Origin of the sequence: Streptococcus pluranimalium (assembly GCF_047785745.1) — a bacterium.
GTDB classification, from domain to species: domain Bacteria; phylum Bacillota; class Bacilli; order Lactobacillales; family Streptococcaceae; genus Streptococcus; species Streptococcus pluranimalium_B.
This window is the reverse complement of the sequence record NZ_JBLOJT010000106.1, coordinates 1-5666: the sequence shown is the minus strand read 5'-3', so window position 1 is coordinate 5666 and position 5666 is coordinate 1. Positions and strand designations below refer to the sequence as shown.

At 42.8% G+C, this 5666-nt stretch carries 6 protein-coding genes; 3 read left to right on the top strand and 3 right to left on the bottom strand.

Annotation, left to right across the window (positions count from 1 at the left end; translation table 11 throughout):
- Positions 1-8: 8 nt before the first annotated feature.
- Both ACMZ6U_RS08950 and ruvB read right to left on the bottom strand, forming a co-directional pair.
- Positions 9-1358, bottom strand: coding sequence for an MATE family efflux transporter (locus tag ACMZ6U_RS08950; protein WP_416108057.1), 1350 nt, complete (start codon positions 1356-1358; stop codon positions 9-11).
- 188 nt (positions 1359-1546) lie between these two features.
- Positions 1547-2548 (bottom strand): Holliday junction branch migration DNA helicase RuvB, encoded by a 1002-nt coding sequence (gene ruvB / locus ACMZ6U_RS08945; RefSeq protein WP_416108055.1) that lies wholly within the window; start codon positions 2546-2548, stop codon positions 1547-1549.
- Positions 2549-2647: 99 nt separating this feature from the next.
- Between ruvB and ACMZ6U_RS08940 the strand changes: the two genes are divergently transcribed.
- From ACMZ6U_RS08940 to rsmA, 3 genes are all read left to right on the top strand, one after another.
- Complete coding sequence (locus ACMZ6U_RS08940; RefSeq protein ID WP_416108053.1) at positions 2648-3421, top strand: TatD family hydrolase; 774 nt, start codon at positions 2648-2650, stop codon at positions 3419-3421.
- Positions 3422-3589: 168 nt separating this feature from the next.
- Positions 3590-4156, top strand: a complete 567-nt coding sequence (gene rnmV / locus ACMZ6U_RS08935) for a ribonuclease M5 (RefSeq protein ID WP_416108051.1) — start codon at positions 3590-3592, stop codon at positions 4154-4156.
- A 109-nt stretch (positions 4157-4265) separates the two neighbouring features.
- Complete coding sequence (gene rsmA, locus ACMZ6U_RS08930; RefSeq protein WP_416108049.1) at positions 4266-5174, top strand: 16S rRNA (adenine(1518)-N(6)/adenine(1519)-N(6))-dimethyltransferase RsmA; 909 nt, start codon at positions 4266-4268, stop codon at positions 5172-5174.
- A 60-nt stretch (positions 5175-5234) separates the two neighbouring features.
- Here the strand turns inward: rsmA and ACMZ6U_RS08925 are convergent, their stop codons facing one another.
- On the bottom strand, positions 5235-5618 hold the full coding sequence (locus tag ACMZ6U_RS08925; RefSeq protein WP_416108047.1) for a MerR family transcriptional regulator: 384 nt from the start codon (positions 5616-5618) through the stop codon (positions 5235-5237).
- Positions 5619-5666: the final 48 nt, after the last annotated feature.

The window sequence follows — 5666 nt, the reverse complement described above, 5'->3', positions numbered from 1 at the left end:
ATGCTTTCTTATATCGCCCTAGGGGCATTGGCTTGTGCTTTCAGGCGTTTGCGCATGATAAAGGTACTTGGTATCAGAACAAGAAGGGCTCCAATCCATGCCGCAGGATTAGAGGCAGCGATACCGCTGAAACCAAAGTAGATAGAGCCGATAGTCGCAATACCTGCACGCATGACGAGTTCCATAATCCCTGCTAGAGTTGGTGCCAATCCTTTTCCTAGTCCCTGAATGAAGCTTCGCGTCACAAAGAGAATGGAAAGAATCCAATAGAGAACACCGTTAATCACATAGTAAGATAAAGCAAGATTGTAAACGACTTGACTACCATCTGAAAGGAAGAGCCCACTGAAGAAACGGTTAAAGAAAATAAGAATTGTTGCGAAGAAGATAGCCCATAAAATCGCAATAAAAATGGTGCGGTAAAGTCCTTGTAAAATACGCTTGTATTCTTTCGCTCCATAGTTTTGGGCAGTAAAGGTTGACATGGCTAGCCCTAAGTTAATCATTGGTAACATGGCTAACTGATCGGTTTTACTAGCGATAGCTTGGGCTGCAATGGCATCCGTTCCCAGTTGATTCAAACTGATTTGAAGGATAATAGCGCCAATAGCAATGATACTAGATTGAAATCCCATAGGAAAGCCTAATTGGGCGTGTTTTTTGAGGTTCTCATGATTTAAGCGCCAATCCGACAAATGCATGTGAAAATAGGGAACTTTTCGGTAAATATAAATAGCGAGATATACTACAGAAAAAGCTTGCGCGATAATAGTAGCCAATCCAGCACCAAAGACGCCCATATGGAAGTTGAGGATAAAGACGAAGTCTAAAATGACGTTGATAATACTGGCGATAATTAAGGCAATCAATGGTGTTTTTGAATTGCCCAGACTCCTTAAAACGTTTGAAAGGTAGTTAAAGAAGATGGTGAAAATCATACCACCATAGATAGCAGTCAAGAAATGTTGTGCATGGTCAATGAGATTGTCAGGGGTTTTCATCAGTTCAAGGCTAGGTCGAAGAAAGACCAGAGCTAGCGATGTCAGCACGATACTTGTCACTAGTGAATAAAAGACACCGTGAACGAAGCTTTGTCGGATACCATCATCATCTTTAGCCCCAAATTTTTGTGCTGTCACGATGGTTAATCCTGCAGTTAGTCCTTGAGCAAAACCCAGGATAAGAAAGGTAAGGCTACCAGTAGCTCCTACGCTAGCAAATGCTTCTTTTCCAAGTGTTTGCCCCACAATCATACTGTCTGCGAAGTTATAAGCTAATTGGAAAAAGCTCCCAATTAGTAGGGGAATGGTAAAAAGAAGGATGACCTTGATAGGGCTCCCTTTGGTTAAATCTTGCATGTAATCTCCTTAATTAGCATTGTGGAAAATGAATCATTCTAGGAGTGAGTAAACAGACCTGTTTTTCCAAACGATATGTTGGATACTCTAACCTGTCAATAAAACGAACAAAATACAGAAAAAAGTTATCTGCATCTTGCTCGTTTTACATCTCAATATTCTAAAATCGAACTTGGCATGGGGTTCTTTTAGTTTTCTTCAAAACGCTCGTATCCTAAATGTTCATAAGCTTTTGCGGTTGCTACACGTCCTGTCCTGGTGCGCATGAGGAAGCCTTTTTGAATGAGGTAAGGCTCATACATGTCCTCAACAGTTTCGCGTTCTTCTGCGATGTTGACGGATAGGGTTCCTAAACCAACTGGACCACCGTTATACATCTCAATCATGGTTTTGAGGATTTTTTGGTCCACATAATCCAGACCTTCATGATCAACATCCAGCATGGTAAGAGCCTTGTCTGTAATTTTATCGTCAATGCTACCGTCTCCCATGATTTGGGCGAAATCACGGACACGTTTTAAGAGTCGGTTAGCGATACGGGGGGTACCGCGGCTTCGTTTTGCTAACTCAATGGCAGCTTCGTGCGTTATCTCCATCTCGAAGATGTCGGCAGTACGCTCAACAATCTCTGTGAGGTCAGCTAACTCATAATACTCCATGTGTCCGTTTATCCCGAAACGAGCTCGCAAAGGATTGGACAACATACCAGCACGGGTAGTGGCACCGATAAGGGTGAATGGTGGCAAGTCTAAGTGGACACTACGGCTGGTTTCACCGGCGCCGATCATGATGTCAATGTAGAAATCCTCCATGGCAGAATAGAGGACTTCCTCCACAGCCATTGGCATACGATGAATTTCATCAATGAAGAGGACGTCGCCTGGTTCAAGTTCGTTGAGAATAGCGACCAAATCACCAGCTTTCTCAATGGCAGGTCCAGAAGTCTGCTTGAGGTTGACGCCTAGTTCGTTGGCGATAACAAAAGCCATGGTTGTTTTACCGAGACCTGGAGGTCCAAAAAGAAGAACATGGTCAAGGGCTTCATCACGCATTTTAGCAGCCTTGATGAAAATCTCTAGCTGTTCCTTGACCTTGTCTTGTCCAATATATTCTCTAAAATATTGTGGGCGGAGAGTGCGTTCAACCAGTTCCTCATCACCCATTAAATCCTTGTCTAAAATTCTTGTCATAAGGCTATTTTACCATTAAAGAAGAGGAGAGGCAAAGGAAGTCATAAACGATTTAGCATATTTCAAACTGATGTCGTTTAGCTATGTTATAATATTGCTATGGAAATCTTTGATACACATACCCACTTAAATGTGGCGAATTTTACAGAAACAGTTGAAGAAGAATTAATCTTGGCGCGTGAAATGGGCGTTACCAAGCATAATGTAGTTGGCTTTGACCGAGAAACCATCGAGAGAGCTTTGGAGATTGCAGACCAATATCCAGAAGTTTACTTAACACTTGGCTGGCATCCCACAGAAGCTGGTTCTTATAATGATGAGGTCGAAGCCTACCTTCAAAAAGTGCTCAAGCATGACAAAGTAATTGCTCTCGGTGAGATTGGTCTGGATTATCACTGGATGGAGGATCCTAAAGAGGTTCAAATCGAGGTTTTTAAACGTCAAATAGCTCTTTCAAAAGATTTGGATTTGCCTTTTGTGGTTCATACTCGGGACGCCCTTGAGGATACCTACCAAGTGATTAAGGAAGCCGGCCTTGGTCCACGTGGGGGAATCATGCATTCTTTCTCTGGTTCGCTAGAAGAGGCTCAAAAGTTTGTTGATTTAGGCATGATGATTTCATTTTCAGGTGTTGTTACCTTTAAAAAAGCAACCGATATCCAAGAAGCAGCGCAGCAATTACCATTGGACAAAATCCTTGTGGAAACCGATGCCCCATACCTAGCTCCAGTACCAAAACGTGGGAAAGAAAATAAGACCGCCTATACTCGCTATGTGGTCAAAAAAATCGCTGAATTACGAGGTACTAGTGTCGAAGAAGTCGCACAAGCAACAACAGCAAATGCCAAACGACTTTTTAGGATAGGTGAATAGAGACGAGCGAAGCGAGTCATACTCGAACTGAGGTGCCGTGGTAAAAAGACCAGTAGTAGCGCTACTGGTCAGGGGAAACTCAGAGACCAAGGCTCTGAGTTTAGGCATGAGATAGCTCGCTAGCTGCTGCCGACCCTACCACTTAAACCTCAGTTCAAAAAAGGAATTATGGAAAAAATCAAAATACAAGAAGTTCTGGTCGTCGAAGGTAAGGACGACACCGCCAACCTTCAACGCTTCTACGACGTTGATACCTATGAAACAAGAGGTTCCGCTATCTCCGATGATGATTTGGAACGTATCGAAAGGTTACATGACTTACGTGGTGTCATTGTCTTCACAGACCCAGATCATAGTGGAGAACGCATTCGCCGTATCATCATGGATGCTATTCCGACGGTACGTCACGCCTTTCTCAATCGTGACGAAGCTGCACCTAAATCCAAAACCAAAGGCCGTTCTCTTGGGGTTGAGCATGCTAGCTTTGAAGACTTAGATAAGGCTCTATCCAAAGTTACCCAGCACTTTGATGATGAAGATAATTTTGATATTACCAAGTCAGATTTGATACGCCTCGGCCTCCTTCTGGGAGCTGATAGCCGCCAGCGTCGTGAATATCTAGGTAAACAGCTCCGCATTGGTTATAGCAACGGCAAGCAACTTCTGAAACGATTAGAACTCTTTGGTGTGACGTTGGAGGAAGTTGAGGAAGTGATAGGGGAGTATAGAGAATAGTTTTGCCCCTAGCTAATTTGGCTGGAAATACTAACTCAGTCCTTGAAAATCTAATTAAAAATTTTAGACGCAGACCTACCATTTTAAATCAAAGGAACAAGAAACACACATGAGAATTGCAGACTACTCCGTGACAAAGGCTGTCCTTGAGCGTCACGGTTTTACCTTTAAGAAATCATTCGGTCAGAACTTTTTGACTGACACTAACATCTTGCAGAAGATTGTTGACACAGCAGAGATTGACAAGAATGTCAACGTCATCGAAATCGGTCCTGGTATCGGTGCCTTGACTGAGTTTTTGGCGGAAAATGCCGCTGAGGTCATGGCTTTTGAAATCGACGACCGTCTGGTGCCGATTTTGGCTGATACGCTTCGCGATTTTGACAACGTCCAAGTCATCAACAAGGATGTCCTCAAAGCTGATTTGCAGACGGAGATTCAGAAGTTTAAGAATCCCGACCTGCCCATCAAGGTGGTGGCTAACCTCCCTTACTACATCACGACCCCTATCCTCATGCACCTAATTGAGAGCAAGATTCCTTTCACGGAGTTTGTGGTCATGATGCAAAAAGAGGTGGCGGATCGCATTTCTGCTGAGCCAAACACCAAAGCTTACGGTAGCCTCTCTATCGCTGTCCAGTACTACATGACTGCCAAAGTAGCTTTCATCGTGCCTCGCACGGTCTTTGTGCCAGCACCTAACGTTGATTCGGCTATTCTTAAGATGGTTCGTCGGGAAAATCCTTTGGTCCAAGTGCAGGACGAGGATTTCTTGTTTGACGTTTCAAAAGCTAGCTTTGTTCATAGACGTAAGACCCTCTGGAACAATCTGACCAACCGTTTTGGCAAAACAGAAGATGTCAAAGTGAAGTTGGAAACGGCTTTAGAAAAGGCGGAGCTAAAACCAAATCTTCGTGGAGAAGCCCTCTCCATCGCAGACTTTGGCCGTTTAGCAGACGCCCTAAAAGAAGCAGGATTGTCATCAGAAAATAAAAAAATCAATAGTAAAAATTCATAATATTCTGTGTTTGAGCATTAATGCTATGCGTTTTATTTGTGAAGAGCAGCTCTTATGAGACTAAGCTATCCAAGAAATGATTTTGGCAATTAGCTCATCAGAAATAGGGAAATCTCGGGTATCTTGTTTGAGTTTTTCCTGTAGCGTAACCAAGCTTTTTAATTGCTCTTGGATTTTAGCTTCTTGCTCGGTGATTTTTTCAAGTATATAGTTTTGGGTCAATTGGTCTTGATAGACTTTTTCAAACATGGTTTTGATTTCCATTAAGGTAAACCCCAGCGTGGATAAATAATTGATAAATTGCAGTCTTGTGACGTATTTGTCGCTATAATCTCGGTAATTATTAGTTTTGCGGTCGGGTTCGGGTATGAGCCCGATTTTTTCGTAGTAGCGGATAGTTGATATGGGGGTTTGGGTGATTTGTGATAAAATTTTGCTATTCATGTGCTTCTTCCTTGACTATAAACTATACTTTATAGTTTATACTAATGA